The organism is Halomonas sp. JB37, assembly GCF_002332255.1.
In the GTDB taxonomy this organism is placed as follows: domain Bacteria; phylum Pseudomonadota; class Gammaproteobacteria; order Pseudomonadales; family Halomonadaceae; genus Vreelandella; species Vreelandella casei.
The window spans coordinates 2038719-2055903 of record NZ_NRGW01000001.1; the positions used below are offsets into that span (position 1 = coordinate 2038719).

At 57.2% G+C, this 17185-nt stretch carries 17 protein-coding genes and 1 riboswitch; of the genes, 12 read left to right on the forward strand and 5 right to left on the reverse strand.

What is annotated here, in order from left to right:
* Positions 1–13: 13 nt before the first annotated feature.
* Both glk and edd read right to left on the reverse strand, forming a co-directional pair.
* A complete protein-coding gene (gene glk, locus CIK78_RS09440; RefSeq protein WP_096279405.1) occupies positions 14–979 on the reverse strand; it encodes a glucokinase in 966 nt (321 codons plus the stop codon).
* A complete protein-coding gene (gene edd / locus CIK78_RS09445; RefSeq protein ID WP_096279407.1) occupies positions 979–2868 on the reverse strand; it encodes a phosphogluconate dehydratase in 1890 nt (629 codons plus the stop codon). The genes glk and edd overlap by 1 nt, the downstream gene beginning before the upstream one ends.
* Before the next feature lie 281 nt (positions 2869–3149).
* Here edd and cobT point away from each other — a divergent pair, with 281 nt between their 5' ends.
* From cobT to CIK78_RS09505, 12 genes are all read left to right on the forward strand, one after another.
* Positions 3150–4199 carry a nicotinate-nucleotide--dimethylbenzimidazole phosphoribosyltransferase gene (gene cobT, locus CIK78_RS09450; protein WP_096279409.1) on the forward strand — a complete coding sequence of 350 codons (1050 nt, stop codon included), beginning with the start codon at positions 3150–3152 and terminating at the stop codon, positions 4197–4199.
* Entirely contained in the window at positions 4196–5212 is a 1017-nt protein-coding gene (cbiB, locus tag CIK78_RS09455) for an adenosylcobinamide-phosphate synthase CbiB (protein WP_096279412.1), read from the forward strand. Before cobT ends, cbiB begins: the two co-directional genes overlap by 4 nt.
* Positions 5209–6303: a threonine-phosphate decarboxylase CobD gene (gene cobD, locus CIK78_RS09460; RefSeq protein ID WP_096279414.1), complete on the forward strand. Its 1095-nt coding sequence runs from the start codon at positions 5209–5211 to the stop codon at positions 6301–6303. The genes cbiB and cobD overlap by 4 nt, the downstream gene beginning before the upstream one ends.
* The gene (locus CIK78_RS09465) at positions 6287–6841 is read left to right on the forward strand and encodes a bifunctional adenosylcobinamide kinase/adenosylcobinamide-phosphate guanylyltransferase (protein ID WP_096279416.1); all 555 of its coding nucleotides are present in this window, start codon (positions 6287–6289) and stop codon (positions 6839–6841) included. The genes cobD and CIK78_RS09465 overlap by 17 nt, the downstream gene beginning before the upstream one ends.
* 13 nt (positions 6842–6854) lie before the next feature.
* Positions 6855–7625 carry an adenosylcobinamide-GDP ribazoletransferase gene (gene cobS / locus CIK78_RS09470; RefSeq protein ID WP_096279418.1) on the forward strand — a complete coding sequence of 257 codons (771 nt, stop codon included), beginning with the start codon at positions 6855–6857 and terminating at the stop codon, positions 7623–7625.
* Positions 7562–8215 carry a histidine phosphatase family protein gene (locus CIK78_RS09475; RefSeq protein ID WP_096279420.1) on the forward strand — a complete coding sequence of 218 codons (654 nt, stop codon included), beginning with the start codon at positions 7562–7564 and terminating at the stop codon, positions 8213–8215. The genes cobS and CIK78_RS09475 overlap by 64 nt, the downstream gene beginning before the upstream one ends.
* Entirely contained in the window at positions 8167–8592 is a 426-nt protein-coding gene (locus CIK78_RS09480) for a bifunctional adenosylcobinamide kinase/adenosylcobinamide-phosphate guanylyltransferase (RefSeq protein ID WP_096279422.1), read from the forward strand. The genes CIK78_RS09475 and CIK78_RS09480 overlap by 49 nt, the downstream gene beginning before the upstream one ends.
* Before the next feature lie 82 nt (positions 8593–8674).
* Positions 8675–8906: riboswitch (cobalamin riboswitch) on the forward strand.
* Between the two features lie 166 nt (positions 8907–9072).
* On the forward strand, positions 9073–10884 hold the full coding sequence (locus tag CIK78_RS09485) for a TonB-dependent receptor (RefSeq protein ID WP_096279425.1): 1812 nt from the start codon (positions 9073–9075) through the stop codon (positions 10882–10884).
* Complete coding sequence (locus tag CIK78_RS09490; RefSeq protein ID WP_225734500.1) at positions 10874–11788, forward strand: cobalamin-binding protein; 915 nt, start codon at positions 10874–10876, stop codon at positions 11786–11788. Before CIK78_RS09485 ends, CIK78_RS09490 begins: the two co-directional genes overlap by 11 nt.
* Positions 11788–12768, forward strand: a complete 981-nt coding sequence (locus CIK78_RS09495) for an iron ABC transporter permease (RefSeq protein ID WP_096279427.1) — start codon at positions 11788–11790, stop codon at positions 12766–12768. Before CIK78_RS09490 ends, CIK78_RS09495 begins: the two co-directional genes overlap by 1 nt.
* A complete protein-coding gene (locus CIK78_RS09500; RefSeq protein WP_096279429.1) occupies positions 12768–13538 on the forward strand; it encodes an ABC transporter ATP-binding protein in 771 nt (256 codons plus the stop codon). Before CIK78_RS09495 ends, CIK78_RS09500 begins: the two co-directional genes overlap by 1 nt.
* Positions 13539–13678: 140 nt before the next feature.
* Positions 13679–14290, forward strand: coding sequence for a Yip1 family protein (locus tag CIK78_RS09505; protein WP_096279431.1), 612 nt, complete (start codon positions 13679–13681; stop codon positions 14288–14290).
* Positions 14291–14312: 22 nt separating this feature from the next.
* On the opposite strand, the gene CIK78_RS09510 is transcribed toward CIK78_RS09505, so the two are convergent.
* Genes CIK78_RS09510 through CIK78_RS09520 form a run of 3 tightly spaced genes read right to left on the reverse strand, consistent with a single transcriptional unit; the run spans position 14313 to position 17154 of the window.
* Positions 14313–15077: an ABC transporter ATP-binding protein gene (locus CIK78_RS09510; protein ID WP_096279433.1), complete on the reverse strand. Its 765-nt coding sequence runs from the start codon at positions 15075–15077 to the stop codon at positions 14313–14315.
* Positions 15074–16141, reverse strand: coding sequence for an iron chelate uptake ABC transporter family permease subunit (locus CIK78_RS09515; RefSeq protein WP_096279435.1), 1068 nt, complete (start codon positions 16139–16141; stop codon positions 15074–15076). Before CIK78_RS09515 ends, CIK78_RS09510 begins: the two co-directional genes overlap by 4 nt.
* Entirely contained in the window at positions 16141–17154 is a 1014-nt protein-coding gene (locus CIK78_RS09520) for an ABC transporter substrate-binding protein (protein WP_096279438.1), read from the reverse strand. The genes CIK78_RS09515 and CIK78_RS09520 overlap by 1 nt, the downstream gene beginning before the upstream one ends.
* Positions 17155–17185 lie beyond the last annotated feature (31 nt).

Sequence of the window (17185 nt, forward strand, 5' to 3'; positions counted from 1 at the left end):
CTTATTGAATTTGTTAGAAAACTTCTTCGTTATATAGCGCTTCTGCGGCGCCCAGCAGACCTGTCCAGGGGGCGGTAACCACCCATATGGGGATATCCGCATTATAAGCACCTATGCGGCCTTTGTTCGCAAAGGCTGTACGTAGCTCGCTTTTCGGCAGCCATTCCAGCAGCCGTGGAAGAATGCCGCCACACAGATAAACCCCGCCGCGCGCGCCCATGGTTAACGCGGCATCGCCACTAACATCGCCTAAAATCTTAAGAAAACGCAGCAGGGCAGCGGTGGAAAGGCTATCACCTTCATTGGCAGCTGCTGTGACGTCGGCAGGGGTCGTCAGGCGCGGCTCGACACCTTCAATAACGCAGTAGGCTTGATAAAGCTCTAATAAGCCCTGACCGCAAAGTAGGCGCTCAACGCTAATACGCGAACGGCGTTGCTTAAAAATATCTAAAATCGCGCGTTCTGTATCGTCAGTGGGGGCGAAGGTAATGTGACCGCCCTCTGTTGGCAGAGGAATCCAGGCATGTTGACCGGGAAACACGCCAGCAACGCCTAACCCTGTGCCTGGCCCGATGACTAAGCGGGTTGAATGCGCTTGGGGGTTCCCAGGCTGGATCTCTACCAAATCACCTGCCGCCACGTGGGGCACGCCCAGCGCCTGAGCAGTGAAGTCGTTAATGACTTTAAATAGCGATAAGTTCAGCGCTTGCTGAACGTCACCTTTCATAAAGTCCCAGTGGTTGTTCGTCATTTTGACCCGCTCAGCGTGAACCGGGCAGGCGAAGGCTAAGCATGCTTCTTGAGGTGCGCCTGCAGCGCTAACGCCTACGCGATTCAGGTAGTCTTGAATCGCGTCTACTACGCCGGGGTAATCGGCGCAGGGCAGGTTTAAAATATCGCGTGGGGCCATTTCACCCGGCGGCACCAGCGCAAAGCGTGCGTTGGTGCCGCCGATGTCGCCGATTAATGCCGGTCGCATCAAGCATCCTCTTGTGAAATGTGCTCCTGCTGGCGAGCGAGATCATCGGCTTCAAACCCACCAAATACCCCGGCGCCTTCTTCGCCGCGCATGGCCAAGTGGCGGAAGCCGCCAAACAACTCACGACCCATGCCTACGTGGTAATGATCTAAATTGGCGACCACCAGCTCACGTTTCGCCCAGATAGCGGGATCAACCTTTGCTTCTAGCGTGCCTGCATTCGCATCTAAGCGCACGATGTCGCCATCGCGCAGCTTGGCCAGCGGGCCGCCATCCAAGGCTTCAGGGCTAATGTGAATAGCGGCAGGTACTTTGCCCGATGCGCCTGACATTCGTCCGTCAGTCACCAGCGCTACTTTGTGGCCGCGGTCTTGCAGCACGCCTAAGAACGGCGTCAGTTTATGAAGTTCTGGCATGCCGTTGGCTTTGGGGCCTTGGAAACGTACTACGGCAATAACGTCACGATCCAGTTCGCCTGACTCAAATGCACCTTTCAAATCGTTTTGGTCTTCAAATATTTTGACCGGTGCTTCTACAATGCGATGCTCTTCTGCCACCGCCGACACTTTGATCACTCCGCGGCCCAGGTTGCCTTTCATTACCGTTAGGCCACCAGTGGGTGCGAAAGGCGTTGCGACAGGGCGAAGAACGTCTTCGTCAAGGCTCTTCTCAGGGCCTTCGCGCCAGACAATTTTGCCGTTCTCAATGAAAGGCTCTTGGGTGTAGGCGGTTAAATCGGTGCCGAAGACAGTAGGGATATCGCCATGAATAAGGCCTGCCGCTAACAGTTCGCGGAACAGGTAGCTCATGCCGCCCGCGGCCTGGAAGTGGTTGATATCCGCTTGGCCGTTGGGATAAACCTGCATCAGGCTGGGCGTCACTGCGGAAAGCGCCGTGAAGTCGTCCCAGTTAAGGGTGATTCCAGCAGCGGCGGCCATCGCGATCAGGTGCAGTGTATGGTTGGTCGAGCCGCCCGAGACCAGCAATCCCACAAGGGCGTTAACGATAGCGCGTTCATCAATCTGTTTATAGAACGGACGATAGTTGCCGCCGGGCTCAGTATTGCGAATGGCTTGCTCGGTGGCGTAGCGGGTCAATGCTTCGCGCATGTCGCTGCCAGGATTAACGAACGACGTGCCCGGCAGGTGTAGCCCCATTATTTCCATCATTAGCTGATTGGAGTTTGCGGTGCCGTAAAAGGTGCAGGTGCCGGGGCTATGGTAAGAGTCGGACTCGGCTTCAAGCAGCTCCGCTCGGCCCACTTTACCTTCTGCGTAAAGCTGGCGGATACGCGCCTTCTCTTTGTTGGGCAAGCCGCTGGGCATTGGGCCTGCGGGCACAAACATGGCCGGCAGATGCCCAAAGCGCGCCGCGCTAATAAATAATCCAGGGACAATTTTGTCGCACACGCCTAAATAAAGAGCGGCATCAAACATATTGTGTGACAGGCCAATGGCTGCAGACATCGCAATCACGTCGCGGGAGAACAGCGACAGCTCCATACCTGGCTGGCCCTGGGTAACGCCGTCACACATCGCCGGCACGCCGCCGGCAAATTGAGCGGTCGAGCCCATGTCACGCGCGGCGGCTTTAATAGTTTCAGGAAAAGTTTCAAACGGCTGGTGCGCTGAGAGCATGTCGTTGTAAGACGAAATAATGCCCAGGTTCGCGCTGTTCATCAGCTTAAGCTCGCCCTTATCACGCGGGTTGCAGGCGGCGAAACCGTGAGCCAGATTACCGCAGCTAAGCTCGCCTCGATGCACACCACGCTTGTGCTGGTCAGCCATGCGCTGCTCATAGAGAGCACGACGTTCGGCAGAACGCTCACGAATGCGCTGGGTGACTTCGGCAACAATGGGGTTTAATGGGGCAGGTGTTGAACTCGGCATAGTGACCTCTGCATGATAGAGACGGTGTGTGAGACTTGTAGTTATTTTACATTCTTTGGTGTCGATATAAGAGACTTTACGGCAATAAAAACACTGTTTGTAGTTTTATTACCTCAAATTAGGCCGGAGTACATCGCCAACAATGGCCTCCATGACGTTATAAAATCCAGACGGAGTGTGAGCGCCGCCCGTGAAATAGCAAGTATAGCACTCGGGCTTTTGCTACCCTTTTATACCTCGCATTTGATTATTGAATGAGCCATCCCTGAGCTGGAGCCCGCATGCATGCCACTGTTAACCGCATTCAACCCGTTAATTTCTTAGCGGGTGAGGAAGCGCGTCGCTATTTAGATACGCTGACTAAGCCTGCCGGCAGCCTGGGTGCGCTGGAAGCGCTGGCGATTCAGCTTAGCGCCATGACGGGCGAGCTAAGGCCCAACGTTGCAGCACCAGCAGTGATTGTCTTTGCGGCAGACCACGGCGTTGCCGCGGAAGGCGTCTCGGCTTTTTCTCAAGCGGTAACCGCGCAGATGGTAGCCAACTTTGTACACGGCGGCGCGGCGATTAATGTCTTCGCCCGGCAGATTGGCGCCCGTGTTGAGATAGTCGATGTTGGTGTGGCAAGCCATCTAACGGAACCCAGCGTGGTCAATGCCAAGGTACGCCATGGCACCGGGAATATGCTGGTGGAAGACGCGATGCAAGCGTATGAGGCCTTGGCCGCGATTGATGCGGGCATTGCGGCCGTTGAGCGAGCCCAAAACGCCGGCACCCATTGCCTGATTGTTGGCGAAATGGGTATTGCGAATACCACCGCCAGTAGCGCGATGTTAGCGGCCTTGACCGGCGAGTCAGTAGCAGACCTAGTAGGCGCGGGTACGGGGATTAACAGCGTCCAGCAAGCGCATAAAATCACAGTGATTGAGCGTGCTATTGCCGCACGGCGCGCTGACCCTAAGGCACCTTTTGACGTGTTGGCTAAACTGGGTGGGCTGGAAATTGCCGCCATGACGGGGGCTTACTTGGCGGCGGCTGCCCAGCGGCTACCGGCGATTGTCGATGGCTTTATTGCAACCGTTGCCGCGCTGACCGCTTGCCGACTCTGCCCCGCAGTGCGTGGCTATCTCATTTTTGGTCATCGTTCCCAAGAGCCGGGGCACGATATTGCGTTAGCGGCCTTAGCAGCAAAGCCCTTACTGGATATGAACATGCGGCTAGGCGAAGGCAGCGGTGCGGCGCTGGCGTATCCGCTACTACAGGCGGCAACCGCCATGATGCGCGAAATGGCCACGTTTGACGCGGCGGGCGTTAGTGACAAGGCGAAGCCATGATCGCTGGCGCCACGCTCGGTGGGGCAGGTTTGATCATGCTGGCCATTATGATTGATTTAATCGTCGGCGATCCGCGCTCGTGGCCGCATCCGGTGGTGTTGATCGGGCGCTTCATTAGCGTATTTGAGCGGCGCTGGAACCGTGGCTCTGCTGCTGCGCGAAGATTTAGCGGATTGCTACTAACGGTCAGCGTGGTGGGCGGCGTATTGGGTGTCAGCTGGCTGTTGCTTTGGGCATTAGCACAGCTGCACCCAGGCTTGGCGCTTATCGCTGAGCTTTTGCTGCTTTCCACCACGCTCGCTATTAAGGGCTTGGGTGATGCGGCGCGCGCCGTTGTCGTGCCGTTGACTAACGGTGATTTACCCGCAGCGCGTCAAGCGCTGAGTATGATTGTGGGGCGCGATACCCACCCGCTAAATGAAGCCGATATTACTCGCGCCACGGTGGAAACCGTGGCAGAAAATACCGTAGACGGCATTGTTGCACCGTTATTTTTTGCTTTCATTGGCGGCGCACCGTTAGCGCTGGCTTACAAGGCGGTGAACACCTTGGATTCGATGGTCGGCTATCGAAACCAGCGCTACAGCGATTTTGGATTTTTTTCTGCCAAGCTAGACGATATCGCCAACTGGCTACCGGCGCGCTTAACGGCGCTGTGTCTGTGGCTTGCAGGCCTGCTATTAAGCACTGCAGGTGTGTTATCTGTGCGCTGGAAAGGTGCGCTGCGCAGTACCTGCCACGATGCGCCGCGCCACCTAAGCCCAAACGCTGGCTGGCCGGAGGCAATGGTTGCCCACTTGCTGGGTGTGCAGTTGGGCGGCACGAGCTTCTACCAAGGCCTAGCATCGCACCGCGCGACGCTAGGCGAACCCATTAACGTGCTGCGGGTTGCACACATCAGCGCCACGGTGCGTTTAATGCACGGTGCGTGGCTGTTGTTTACGCTACTCTTTGTTCTTCTAATGATCGTACCGATAGCGATGAAGATGGCTATCTTCTCGGGGGTAATATGAATGAGCTTGAATGGCCCAGCCACGGCGGCCAAGCCGAGGCACTGTTAGCACATTTCAATTTGCCCGCAGATCATCGCCTGGAAGATTTTAGTGCCAACCTTAACCCCATGGGCCCGCCCGCGTGGGTTCGCGATTGGTTGATGGAGCAACTGGCCGGTGTTGAATGCTACCCAGCACCCGATTACCACGCTGCCCGTCAGGCGATTGCCACACATCATCAGCTTCAGCCCGAACAAGTGCTGCTGACCAACGGCGGAGCCGAGGCGATTTTTCTCGCTGCCGCGCTGCATGCCGGTCAGCGAGCCGCTATCATTACGCCCACCTTTGGTGAGTATGACCGCGCTTGTCGCGCTCACCGGCTTTCTGTCACGGCGTTCCCACTGGCCGTGCCGCACTTTTCGCTGAGATATGATGCGCTTTTAGAGGCGCTAGCCGACCACGATGTGCTGTTCCTTTGTCGACCTAATAATCCGACCGCGACGCTTATAGATACCCCGGCCATGCTGAGTTTGTTGGAGCGCACCGCGGCGCTTGGTTGTCGCGTGGTGGTTGATGAAGCGTTTATCGATATGGTTGATGACACCCAGCAAACGGCCTCGCTGGCACCTTTGTTAGCGCGCTTTCCGCATCTGATATTGCTGCACTCAATGACCAAGTTTTATACCTTGCCAGGACTTCGTATGGGCTATCTGCTGGCGGATGAAGCCACCATTAGCGCGGCAGAGGCTCATCAGCCACCCTGGAGTGTTAATCATTTGGCAGCCGAGCTGGTGGCGCCGCTGCTCGCAGACGATGCCTTTGCACGACGCACTCAGCGATGGCTTGCCAGTGAGCATCCGCGCATGGCTCAAGCGCTGGCTCAACTAGGGCTGGACGTCGCGCCTAGCCATGCCTGCTTCTTTTTAATTAGGCCCGGCGCCCAGCATGACGTTACCTGTGATGCATTGTTTGAAAAGCTGCTGCGCCGCGGTGTGCTGGTGCGCCATACGCATAACTTTGCCGGGCTAGACGGTGGCTGGCTGCGCGTGGCGCTGCGCGATGCGCCTGCCAATCAACGGCTGATGAAGGTCTTGCATGATTGTCTTTGTTAGCGGCGGGGCGCGCTCAGGTAAAAGCGCCATCGCTGAGCAGCAAGTACTAAAGGCGGCGGCTGGCAGCCGTTGCTATTACCTGGCCACCGCCAGCGTGTATGACGAGGAGATGGCCGAGCGGGTGGCCCGCCATCGGGAGTCCAGACGCGCGCTGTCACAATCCGTGCAGTGGCAAACCATCGAAGCGCCGCTCGGTATCGATCAAGCGATTGCCGCGCTGCCCGCTAACAGTGTCGTGCTGCTTGATTGCTTAACGCTATGGGCCAGCCAAGTGCTGTATGCCAGTGAGCTGAGTGACGAGGAGGGCTTGACGCTGTTGGGCAATAGTCTTTGTGATGCCCGAGCACGCAGCATGCATTTAGTGATTGTCTCTAACGACATCAATGAATCGCTGCCGCCCACCGATGCCGAGACCTGGCGCTACCTCGCGTTTCTGCAGCGCGCTCACCGCTGGGTGGCGGCAGAGTCGGACTCAGTGATAGAGGTGGTGGCAGGCTGCGCGGTGGAGTGGAAACCAGTCAGCGGATGCTATTTATGAACGGGCGGTCATTATGAAAGATGCCCTATGGGGGCTGGTGTTAGCACTGCAGTTTCTTACCCGCATTCCACTGCCTGTTGCCTGCCCATGGACGCCAGAAACACGTCGCTGGGCAGTGCGCTCCTACCCGCTGGTGGGATTGTTGATTGGCGGCGTACTGGTGCTCGTCGCACTGCTTTTGCAAAACGCTCCGGTACCGATCACCGCGCTGGCCGTGCTAAGCGTGTGGGTGGCGTTATCGGGTGGCCTGCATTTAGACGGAGTGATGGATATCGCTGATGCGCTGGGCAGTAATCAGCCGCTGGCGCGCCGCTGGGAAATCATGAAGGACTCTCAGGTTGGTAGCTTCGGCATATTGGTGCTGGTGTTTTTACTCGCCTGGAAAGGCATTTTACTATGGGCGCTGCTTCACTATCAGGCGCCACTCTGGTGGCTAGTGGCGATGCCCGCGTTAGGCCGCTGGGCCGGCGTTGCCTTGTTGGTGCTGACGCCCTGCGCCCAATCGCAAGGCTTGGCATGGAGCTGGCAGCAGTCGCTTAGTGGTCAGGACGTTGCGCTAGCGCTATTGCCGATGGCGCTGTTAGCCCTGCTAGTGCCTTCCACAGTGTTAATGCTGCTAGCGGTCGCGGTCTTTGTGATGCTCATGCGCGGGGCCATGATGCGATTATTCAACGGCATTAACGGCGATATGGTCGGTGCCACTATTGAAGGAGGAGAGCTTTGGCTACTGATCTTACTGTGGAGCTGGTGGCAGTTCGTCACGGTATCACCGCTTGGAATTTAGAGCGCCGCTATCAAGGCCAGCGCGACATTCCGCTGCTTTTCCCCGATGCGCAGGCGGGGTTGATAACCCTGCGTGAAGCGCTGGCGCTTGAGTCGTTTGATTTGATCTACTCAAGCGATCTACACCGCTGTCAGCAAACGCTGGAATGGTCGCAGGCGGCAGATACGGGCGCGCCGGTGCACCTTGAAGCGCGCCTTCGCGAGCTAGATTTTGGCGACTACGAAGGTAAGGTTTACGACGAGCTGAAAGACTTGCCGCACTATCGTGCCTGGATTGACAGCGTGGGTGAGCTGCAAATCCCCGGCGGCGAGTCTGCCGCCCAGCTGCGTGAGCGTTTGGATGCCTGGCTATCTGACTTGGCGGCTGATGCCAGGGCCAATGGCCCTCGAAAAATTCTGGCCATGACCCACGGCGGCGTTATTCGCGAACTGCGCAGACGCTTTGAAATTATCCACTTTTGGGATGCCACGGTACTTCAAGCTCAAGGCAGGCGCTGGCAGCTCTCGTATCACGTTGATGAAAAGGGACAAGGAGAATGGCAATGCAGCTCTTCATCGGCGGTGCCTGCGCTGGCAAGCGCGACGCCGTAGCCGCTCGCTTTCCCGCCGCCACTAGCTGGCGACTCAAAGCCCATAAGCCGCTGAGTGATTGCCGGTCAGCGCTTTCTAGCCACTCGCCGCTTGTAATTAATGGTGTGCTTGATTGGCTCAGCGCAGATTTAGAAACAACCGATAGCGACACGCTGCGCCAGCGCTGGCAGGGCGATATAGAACAGCTCTGCCTGCGCGCTGAAACACTCAGCGCAGCGTTAATTATCATCGCTACTGACGTTGGGCGTGGCATTGTGCCCATGCAGTCTACGCAGCGTCGCCTGCGCGATGTAAATGGTTGGTTCACTCAAGATATGACCGCCCACGCTGAGCGGGTGTGGTATGTCCGCCACGGGCTGGTGATGGCGATTAAATAAGTGCTTAACCCTTAGTTAAAGGCCTGCTCACGGCACTTTAATTGACCTTCTCTTTCAATTGACCTCCTCATAGCAAGTTGCTAGCTTACGCGCACTCTCAGGTGCTGGCGGTATAAAAGCCGCTAGTGAAACGGGAAGTTGGTGAACGCCTTGCGTGATTCCAGCGCTGCCCCCGCAACGGTGATCGAGATAAGAACGGCTAAAACGCCACTGTGCCTTGGCATGGGAAGGTGGTCGTTCAGAAATGAGTGGGCCTTTTTAGGCGCGCCTTTCGCTCGTCAGCCCGGAGACCGGCCCGAGAGTAGCGGTTCAACAGAACCAAACTATACCGAGACGCGGTGGGCGCTCTCAGGGTGGTTGACGGCGGCATGATGTGATCATGCAGTGCGACCGTTATTGCCTTGCTATGCCTAGTTATGCCCTGCGCTCGGCCAAAAAAAATACGTTGTGCGGGTGAGCACGACGCGCAAGGGATCTCACATGAACCATCGCTCTAATACCACCGCAACGCTTGCGGCGTTAGCTATGTCTGCGCTACCGCTGGCTGTTCAGGCCCAATCCACGGCGCAAAATACGCCGACAGCGGCTGAGTCACTTAACCCTGTTGTGGTCACCGCAGCACTGGCCCCGCGTACGGCTAATGAAAGCCTTTCGTCGGTAACCGTGATAGACGAAGCGACTTTTCGCCGCCAGGACCCTACCAGCATTACCGATCTTCTCCGCGGCCAGCCGGGCGTTGATGTATCTTCCAATGGCAGCTTCGGCAAAAACAGCAGCGTCTTTATTCGTGGCACCGGTAGCGGCCAAAACGTGCTGTTAATTGATGGTATCCGTTTACGTTCTGCCACTAGCGGCGGTGCAGCGTGGTCGTATCTTGACCCGCGCATGTTTGATCGTGCGGAAATTGTACGTGGCCCGCGCGGCAGCCTTTACGGTGCCGATGCGATTGGTGGCGTCATTCAGCTCTTTACGCCGCAAGGCGATGAAGAGGGGCCGCAGCCGCGTATATCGGTAGGCGGGGGCTCTTTCAATACCCAGCGGCTAAGTGCTGGCGTGAGCGGTCGCGAAGGCGGCACTCGCTATAGCTTTGCCGGCAGTCATTTCAACACCGATGGCCAGCCTGTGCGCAGGAGTGGCGACGACAAAGGTTACGACAATACGTCCGCGCTGGCGCGCGTTTCGCATACGTTTGAAAGCGGCGCTGAAATGGGAGTACTGGCGCTTCGTGCGCGCGGTAATAATGAATATGACGGCGGTGAGAACGATTTTGTCCAGCAGGTAGCGGGTGTCTATGGCGAGCTACCGCTGATGGACAACTGGCGGAGTCGACTGACGCTCAGCGAGTCCCGGGATGAAAGCGATAACGTCGCTGATTCAGGGGAGTCCGTCTTTAATACCAAAGTGCGTACCGCGCGCTGGGAAAACACCTTCACGGCAGGCGTGCACGAGTTAATCGCCGGCGCTGAGTACAGCGAAGACAGAGTCAGCGGCACGACGGATTATGATGAAAATAGCCGCAGCAATGCCGCCGTGTTTTCTCAAGCGCTGCTGGATTTCTCGCCGTTTATGCTTCAGGCCAGCCTTCGCTTTGACGATAACGAAGCCTATGGCAATGAAGTAACGGGTAGCCTGGGGTTGGGTTACGACTTAGATGGCCATCATACGTTACGCACGAGCTACGGGACGGCATTTAATGCGCCTACCTATAACCAGCTATATTTCTCCGGCTTTGGCAATCCTGATTTAGAGTCGGAAACGTCTGAATCAATTGAAGTCGGCGTGCGCGGCCAGTACGCAAACTGGTTCTGGGATGCGGCCATCTATCAAACGGATATCGATAACCTGATCGCAGGGCAGGGTGTTCAGTTCAACGTGCCCACATCACGCATTCGCGGTGCTGAGCTTGCAAGTGGCGTTGAGATTAATGATTGGACGCTGGCCGCCGCATTGACCTATACCGATCCGGAAAATCGCCTGACAGATAATCGTCTACAAAATCGCGCCACGCAAAGTGTGCGCTTAGATGCTGATCGCGAGCTGGGCGAGTGGTCGTTGGGAGGCTCGTGGGTAGTGCAAAATCATCGCTATCGTGATGCGCAAAATAACGATCGCCTTAGTGGCTATGGGCTTGTTAACCTTCGTGCAGGCTGGCAGTTCGCTCCGCTTTGGAGCGCCCGTGTGACGGTTGAAAATGCGCTGGATCAAGACTATATCACCACGCGTTCCTTTGACGGCGCGGACTACATTAACGCAGGCCGAGCAGGATTTTTGAGTGTGCACTTTGGCCAATAGGAAAAATCACCGACTGTGCGGGGCCTTAGGCCTCGCGCTGTTGGTCGCATCGGTAGCGTCGTACGCCGATAACCCTGCGCGCTGCGCAATCGATGACCGTGACCGTGAGGTGTGCCTTCACTCGGCTGCTAAGCGTATTGCTACCCTTTCGCCGGGGGCGACTGAGCTGACGTACGCAGCCGGTGCCGGCGACCAAGTGGTGGCAGTGGTGTCTTACAGCGACTACCCGCCTGACGCTAAAAATGTGGTCTCGGTAGGTAGCCATACCCGCATTGATTTAGAAGCGCTGGTAGGTCTGGCGCCCGATCTAGTGATCGGCTGGGTAACAGGCAACCCGGCAGAGCAGCTTGAAACGCTGAAAGCACTGGGGATGCCGGTGTTTTACATTGAGCCACGCAGTATGGAAGGTGTGGCCAGCGCCATAGAACGCTTGGCACGCTTGGCCGGTACTGAAGCTGCCGGGCAGGCCGTTGCCGATAATTTCCGCACGACCATGACCGAGCTTGCCGAACGCTACAGCGAGCGCGACCCGGTGCCGACGTTCTACCAGGTGTGGGATGAACCATTGATGAGCGTTAATGATCAGCACCTTATTGGCCAAGTGATCACAATGTGTGGCGGTGTTAACGTCTTCGGCGGGCAGTCGAGGCTTGTCCCACGCATCGACGATGAAGCCGTGCTTGCCGCTAACCCTGAAGTCATTGTTGCCGGCGGTATGGGAGAGGAAAATCGTCACTGGCTCACGCACTGGGAGCAGTATTCTAGTCTGATGGCCGTGGCTGAAGATAACCTGTTTTTCGTACCGCCATCGCTCATACAGCGCCCCACGCCACGCCTCATGGAGGGCACTCAGCTGCTCTGTGAGAAGCTTGATATCGCCCGTCAAAAGCGCAGGAATACTTAATGCTAACGCGCCTGGGCCTGCCACTGGGCCTATTGCTGCTAGCGGCGCTGGGTGCGCTGCTGGTAGCACTGGGTGTCGGCAGTGCGCAGATTTCCCCCGCACAAATTTGGGCTGTGGTGACGGGCGATGGCGAGCAGGGCGATGCCTTGGCGCGGATCATGGTGCTAGAGCTGCGCTTGCCTCGCGCGCTTTCAGCCTTTGCGGTGGGTGGTTTGCTAGCGGTAGCTGGGGCGTTAATGCAGGTGCTACTGCGAAACCCTCTGGCCGATCCTTATGTGCTTGGGCTTTCTGGTGGTGCCTCGATTGGCGCGCTGGCGGCCATGCTGGCAGGGCTAGGGGGGTTGGCCATCTCAAGCTCAGCGTTTGGCGGCGCGCTGTTTTCTACCTTTCTGGTGTTTGGGCTGGCGCATGGCAGCGGCAGTTGGACACCTTCTCGACTGCTGCTCACGGGGGTAGTCGTCGCGGCGGGGTGGGGCGCAGTGATTACGCTGATGTTGGCCTTAAGCCCGGCCGAACGCCTGCCGGGAATGCTCTATTGGCTGATGGGCGATCTTTCCTACGCCCGAACGCCGTGGCCGCCGCTACTGCTGCTATTAGCCACCTGCGTGGTGCTAATTCCGCTTGGGCGCAGCTTAAACGTGCTGGCGCGTGGCCCGCAGCAGGCCGCCGCGCTGGGCGTTGCGGTCAAGCCGCTTGAGTGGTGTATCTACGTTGCCGCCAGCTTACTGACGGCGGCGGCAGTGACAACCGCCGGTAGTATTGGTTTTGTGGGTTTGGTGGTGCCGCATATGCTGCGCTTGCTGTTGGGTAATGATCAGCGGCTGATACTGCCTGCCTGCGCGTTAGCCGGTGGCACGCTGCTAGTGCTGGCCGACACGCTGGCGCGTACCATGATCGCGCCAGAACAGCTGCCGGTCGGGGTGATCACCGCGCTACTGGGCGTTCCTACCTTTTTGTTTCTGCTCTATCGGAGCCGCTGATGAGCGTACTTTCTACCCATGACCTCATCATCGATGTGCCCGGTAGAGAAAGCGGTACGCCGCTTAATATAACCATTCAGCCCGGTCAGCGTTGGGGCGTATTGGGCCCCAATGGCGCGGGTAAAACGACGCTGCTGCATACGTTGGCGGGGCTGCATGCGCCCCGGTCCGGCGAGGTTAGATTGGATGGGCAGCCCATGCATCAACAACACCGCCGCTATATTGCTCAGCGCTTAGGGCTGATATTTCAGGATCGCCAGGATGGCTTTCCTGCGTCGGTATTAGAGACCGCGCTGATTGGGCGTCATCCGTACCTATCGGCTTGGCAAATGGAAGGCGCCGCGGACTACCAGCGTGCGGAAGAAGCGCTGCAGCGCTTAGACGTGGCGCACTTACGTGACCGCTTGGTCAGCACGCTTTCGGGCGGCGAGCGCCAGCGCGTGGCGATTGCCACCGTGCTAACGCAGGCGCCTAGCGTGTGGCTGGCCGATGAGCCCACCAATCATCTTGATCTTCATCATCAAAGCTCAGTGATGACGCTTATGGCCGAGCAGGCCGCTTCCGGCCATGCGGTAATGATGTGTCTGCACGATCTCAACTTAGCGGCCCGTTGGTGCGACCATGTGCTGCTGCTTTATCCTAATGGCGAGGCCTGTTGGGGCACGCGGGATAGCATGCTGGTGCCTAGCGCATTGGAAAAGCTGTATCGCCAGCGGTTAACGGTGGTTGAGGTGGATGGCGCACCGGTGTTTGTGCCCATCAACGGATAATCTATTTCTAAAACCCTCCGTGATAAACCCCTTCACACCTGATTCTTGGCCTACACTGAATATTGATGCGGACCACTGCTGGCCCGGTCGGTTAATGAATGATCCTATCGATATTGCATCTGCAAAAACGGGAGGTCGTTATGATCCATCATGTTTGGGGGCTCCTCCATCATCCTGAACGAGAATGGCATAAGATAAGTGGCGAGCATGAAACGGTCACCCATCTTTATGCTCACCACGTTCTTTTGCTTGCCGCTATCCCCGTCATCTGCGCACTGATTGGTACCACTCAGGTTGGCTGGACCTATGGCGGCAGTGACACCTATAAAGTGTCTCTCTCAAACGGCATTGCGCTAGGCGTGGCTTTTTATGCGCTGATACTGCTGGCCGTTGGCATTGTAGGTAGCGTGATCTATTGGATGGCTCGCGATATAGAGCAGCGCCCCAGTCGCCGCGACTGCCTTATCTTTGCGGGCTACATTGCGACCCCCATGTTTATATGCGGGGTTTTTGCGCTATATCCGGTTTTCTGGCTCTGTATGCTGGGGATGGTGATTGGGCTGGTGTATTCCGGCTACCTGCTCTACAGAGGGACGCCCAGTTTTCTAGGCATTAGCCATCAGCGTGGATTCATTCTTTCAATCAAGACATTGGGGATCGGTGTCTTGGTGCTAGAAGCACTCCTCGTCGTTACGGTGCTGCTGTGGAGCATGGGCACTGAGCACAGCGTCGTCTGGGAGTTTTTTAGGTAAGTGTTTAAGTCGCAGGCTGTTATTAAACGGCGCTACGAAAACGCATCACCTGGCTGCCGTCGATGGGGTCGGCGAAGATATCAGCATAAACGCCAAACGTCTGACGTAAGCGATAAGGTGTCAGCACGTCTCGAGGTGGGCCGGTGTCAACCAAACGGCCACCCTCCATGACGCCTATTCGGTCGCACTCCATGGCGTGGTTAAGATCGTGAAGAGAAATAATCACCGTGATCGGTAGTTGCCTGACCAGCTCAAGAATCGAAAGCTGATGGCGAATGTCTAAATGGTTGGTCGGCTCATCAAGCAGCAGAATTTTAGGCTGCTGAGCTAGGGCGCGGCCAATATGCACACGCTGGCGTTCGCCGCCTGACAGCGTGTGCCAAAAACGGTCAGCCATATGCTGCATATCCACATCCTTTAGCGCCTGCGCCACAATCAGCTCATCCTGGTGGGACCAGGGGCGCAGCGCTGACAGAAACGGCGTACGGCCAAGCGCCACGACATCGCGCACCTTGATGCGATCAGTGGTTTCCGCCTGCTGTTCTACTAACGTAACCGATTGGGCGATATCTCGCTGACGCATGGTATTCATCGGCCGATCATCCAGCAGCACTCGGCCTTGCTTCGGTTTGCGCAGCCCCGCGAGAAGCCGAAGTAGGGTGGTTTTGCCTGAACCGTTGGGGCCAATCAGGCCAAAGGTTTGGCGAGGCGATACCGACAGCGAAACGTCCGTCAGGAGCTGGCTGCCGTGAACGCGCCAGGTGAGTTGTTCGGCGGTGATTTTCATCGTGTCCTTGTCCCGCGTATCAGGATAAGAGCAAAGGCCGGCGCGCCAATAAGCGATGTGATGACGCCAATCGGTAGCACCTGTCCTGTGACCAAAATGCGTGACAGGATATCTGAAAAAATCAAAAATACAGCGCCCGCCAGCGCCGCGGCAGGCACCAGCCGCGTATGGCGGCTGCCGACAATAAAGCGCATGGCATGCGGAATCACCAGGCCCACAAAGCCGATGGCCCCTACCATAGACACCATGATCGCTGTCACCAGCGCCATCGTGGTAATCAGTAGGCCGCGCACCGGCCGCACGGCAATGCCCATGGAGGCCGCGCTATCGGTGCCGAAGGTAAAGGCATCCAGGGCTCGCCGGTGCCATAGGCAAATAATAAGGCCAAACAGCGCGGCGGGGACTGCCATCCAAACATTGTCCCAGCGCACGCCGGAAAGGTTGCCCAGTAGCCAAAACATGATTCCACGGGCCTGCTCAGCGCTAGCCGATTTAGTAATAATGAAAGCGGTCAGCGCATTAAATAGCTGCGAGCCCGCAATGCCCGCTAAGATAATAGCCCCCGCCGCCTGAATGCCACGCCCGCCGCCGGTGCCGCTGCTCGCCGCATGGGCAAGCAGTATCACTAAGCCGAACGCCAATCCCGCGCCCGCGAAAGCGCCAATCGAAAGCGTTATAACGCCTGCGCCAACGCCCGCCACCGCTACGGCGACCGCGCCGGTGGAAGCCCCGGCCGATATGCCCATGAGATAAGGGTCGGCGAGAGGGTTGCGCAACAGGGCTTGTAGCACCACCCCCGCTAAGGCCAAACCCGTGCCGCAGCAGGCGGCGACAATGGCGCGGCTAAGCCGATAGTTCCAAATAATGCCGGCATCAATGCGATCAACGGCATAGTCAGCCCCGAACAGCTGATTAGCCAGCACTTTGAAAATCGTCTCAATAGGAATAGATGTCTCACCAATCGCGGTGCCCGCCATTAGCGCTATGAACAGCACAAGCGGCGTTAACCATAGCCAGCGCCACCAAAAGCCCTCTGTGGATGATCGCTTTAGTGCGATAGGCATTAGTTAAACGACATGGTCGATAACGCTTGGGCAAGAGACTCAAGGCCATAAATGCTGCGCATGGTGGCACTCATCGCATGGGCATCCATTTCCACAATGCGGCCGTTTTTCACGGCGTTCATTTCGCGAGTAACTGGGTCGCTTTGTAGAAGCTCAAGTTTGGTGGCCAGATCATCGCCTGGGTAGCGGCGCCGGTCCATGCGTGCCACAACGATCACGTCAGGATTAGCACGAGCAATCGACTCCCAGCCTACGGTCGGCCATTCTTCATTAGAGGTGACCACGTTTTGGATACCGAGTTGCTCCATCATATAGCCAGGCGCCCCCAACTGACCGGCAACGATAGGGTCGGCCGCTAAATCGTAGGAGGAAAACCAAAATACGGCCGACAGATCGTCGGGTAGTGCAAGGCTAGTCGCCTGTTCGATAGCGCGCTCTTCGCGGGTCTGCAAATCGGCCACTAGCGTATCGCCCGCGCTCTGCACGTCGAAAATAGCCGCCAGCTCGTGAACGCCTTTATAAATTGAGTCGGTTGAGAATGCCGCCACCCGGGTACCGTCACCGCCGGTCGCATTGTCTTTGGTATCGCAATCGGCAGGCATGATGTAAGAGGCGATGCCCAGCTCATGAAACTGCTCGCGGGTGGCTACGCTGCCGGTAGGGCCTACGTGCCACTCGTATTGAGCCGCGACGAGATCAGGCCGCTTGTTCACCACAGACTCAAAGCTTGGGTCGTTATCGGCAATACGCTCAATGCGGCTGTTTATATCGCTGAATTCGGGCAGCACGGGATTAAACCAGACTGACGTGCCGCTCACTTTATCGGCAAGCCCCAGGCGATATAGCACCTCGGTCGCAGACTGGCCGACCGTTACCGTACTCGCGGGTGGCGCATCAAACGTGATTTCTACGCCGCAATTAGTCAGCGTAAGCGGATAGACCGTGCTATCAGCAAAGGCTGCGTGGGCGGGTAAGAAAGCTAACGAAATGCATAAAGGGCGGGCGAGCTTCATGGGACGGTGTTCCAAATGCCGATTGAGGAAA

Bases quoted from the DNA above. Each gene is read 5' to 3' on its own strand.
- CIK78_RS09485 (WP_096279425.1), top strand. From the start codon at position 9,073: ATGAACCATCGCTCTAATACCACCGCAACGCTTGCGGCGTTAGCTATG.
- CIK78_RS09515 (WP_096279435.1), bottom strand. From the start codon at position 16,141: ATGCCTATCGCACTAAAGCGATCATCCACAGAGGGCTTTTGGTGGCGC.
- glk (WP_096279405.1), bottom strand. From the start codon at position 979: ATGCGACCGGCATTAATCGGCGACATCGGCGGCACCAACGCACGCTTT.
- CIK78_RS09520 (WP_096279438.1), bottom strand. From the start codon at position 17,154: ATGAAGCTCGCCCGCCCTTTATGCATTTCGTTAGCTTTCTTACCCGCC.
- CIK78_RS09495 (WP_096279427.1), top strand. From the start codon at position 11,788: ATGCTAACGCGCCTGGGCCTGCCACTGGGCCTATTGCTGCTAGCGGCG.
- cobD (WP_096279414.1), top strand. From the start codon at position 5,209: ATGAATGAGCTTGAATGGCCCAGCCACGGCGGCCAAGCCGAGGCACTG.
- cobT (WP_096279409.1), top strand. From the start codon at position 3,150: ATGCATGCCACTGTTAACCGCATTCAACCCGTTAATTTCTTAGCGGGT.
- CIK78_RS09500 (WP_096279429.1), top strand. From the start codon at position 12,768: ATGAGCGTACTTTCTACCCATGACCTCATCATCGATGTGCCCGGTAGA.
- CIK78_RS09480 (WP_096279422.1), top strand. From the start codon at position 8,167: ATGCAGCTCTTCATCGGCGGTGCCTGCGCTGGCAAGCGCGACGCCGTA.
- CIK78_RS09505 (WP_096279431.1), top strand. From the start codon at position 13,679: ATGATCCATCATGTTTGGGGGCTCCTCCATCATCCTGAACGAGAATGG.
- CIK78_RS09465 (WP_096279416.1), top strand. From the start codon at position 6,287: ATGATTGTCTTTGTTAGCGGCGGGGCGCGCTCAGGTAAAAGCGCCATC.
- edd (WP_096279407.1), bottom strand. From the start codon at position 2,868: ATGCCGAGTTCAACACCTGCCCCATTAAACCCCATTGTTGCCGAAGTC.
- cobS (WP_096279418.1), top strand. From the start codon at position 6,855: ATGAAAGATGCCCTATGGGGGCTGGTGTTAGCACTGCAGTTTCTTACC.
- cbiB (WP_096279412.1), top strand. From the start codon at position 4,196: ATGATCGCTGGCGCCACGCTCGGTGGGGCAGGTTTGATCATGCTGGCC.
- CIK78_RS09510 (WP_096279433.1), bottom strand. From the start codon at position 15,077: ATGAAAATCACCGCCGAACAACTCACCTGGCGCGTTCACGGCAGCCAG.